1 protein-coding gene and 1 pseudogene are annotated in these 1460 nt (G+C 66.2%); one reads left to right on the forward strand and one right to left on the reverse strand.

The window, feature by feature from the left end; all coding sequences use genetic code 11:
• A pseudogene (locus EN879_RS35685) lies at positions 1–418 on the forward strand (sulfatase); the annotation flags it as partial.
• A gap of 1 nt (position 419) precedes the next feature.
• Here the strand turns inward: EN879_RS35685 and EN879_RS35690 are convergent.
• Positions 420–1460 (reverse strand): indolepyruvate oxidoreductase subunit beta family protein (locus EN879_RS35690; RefSeq protein WP_127274702.1); only part of this gene is annotated, 1041 nt, incomplete at its 5' end.

Here is a 1460-nt window from a genome sequence, read left to right on the forward strand (position 1 = left end):
ACGCGGCGCCGTGGTGCTCGAATTCGGCGATCACCAGTCGTCGGCGACCAAGCCGTTCGTCGAGGCGATCGCCGGGGACGACGCCTTGGCGACCCCTGGCTCGCTTGCCTATCGCACTTTCTACACGCTCACCACCTTCAACCATCCTTTGCGCCATCCGATGCCTGACCTGGCCCCGCTCGACATCGGCTTCCTCAGCGCAAGCCTGCTCGACGCCGCCGGCCTGCCGATGTCGCCTGTCATGGCCGATCTCGTGCGCCTGCGCGACCATTGCGGCGGCAGGTTCCATGGTTGTCAGGATCGTGCGGAGGTCGATGCGCATCTGCGCCGGCGCGTCGATACAGGCCTGCTGCATCTGTTCCCGGAAGCGGTGCCGCTGCATGGGCTGGCGCCGCTCCAATCGGTGGATGCCCGTTAAATCAGTCTATCGTATCCGGCCCCAGCGTCGCCACGGTCTTCAGCGCACCGTCCAGCATGTCGCCCTTCTCGTCCTTCAGCGCGATCTCGCGCAGGCGGCGGATCCAGTCGGCGGCGTCGGTGCGGCCCTTGACCATGTCGAGCGCGGACAGCACCCGGTCGAATTTCGACTGCGCCCGGACATGGGTGTCGCTGTAGCCCTTGATCAGCCGGCGGCAGTTGAGGATTTCGACGGCCAGTGCGTAATCCTGGGGCACATGGTCGAGCGCCAGCGCGTACCAGCCATCGAGATGAGCGACCTCGACCTTGTGGCGCAGCAGGCTGCGGCGCCAGCGACGCAGGCCGCCGATGAACCACAGAGCGGCAAAGCCGGCAAAACTGTCGGTGCGGATGCGGCGGCCATGATTGATGCGACGATCGAGAAAGGCGGCGAGCTTCGGCCGGTTTTCGATGTAGCTGCCCAGACCCGCCGGCAGCGTGCCGCAGAACTCCTCGATGCGCGGATGGAAATATTCGGTCACCTGCAGGATCGAGCCATCCTTGACGCCGACCTCGCGGCGCACGCGTTTGTCGCGCGTCGAACGTGTCTTGAGATCGGCGACGCGGATCATGTCGTCGTAGCACAGCGCGTTGGCCAGATGCTTGGCGGCAGCGATGGACAAGCCGTAGCCCTGAATCGGCCCGTCCAGCGCGACGGCCTTGTCCAACCGGTCGAGATAGTCGCGCCCATAGGCGATGTCCTGATAGTCGACGACCTTTCTCAAGCCTCGAAGCGCCATATCGCGCACGGCCACCGGCAACAGATCGATGCGGGCAGCCAAGGCCTGCCAGCCTTGCAGCAGGTTTCGCGGGCCACTCACCTGTCCGGCGCCCAGGGCAGATTCGACGATCGCTGGCTCGGCCGGCCTAGGCGCCGGTGCTGCCGTGCCGCGCGCACGATCAAACGCGGCACCGAAGGCAGCAAGGCTGGCCTTGACGCCCCGACCACCCGCGCCGATCGCCTGCTCGTAGCTTTCGCGCCCACGCCAGCGCTCAGGATGGTG

This window comes from Mesorhizobium sp. M7A.F.Ca.AU.002.02.1.1 (assembly GCF_003998535.1).
GTDB classification, from domain to species: domain Bacteria; phylum Pseudomonadota; class Alphaproteobacteria; order Rhizobiales; family Rhizobiaceae; genus Mesorhizobium; species Mesorhizobium ciceri.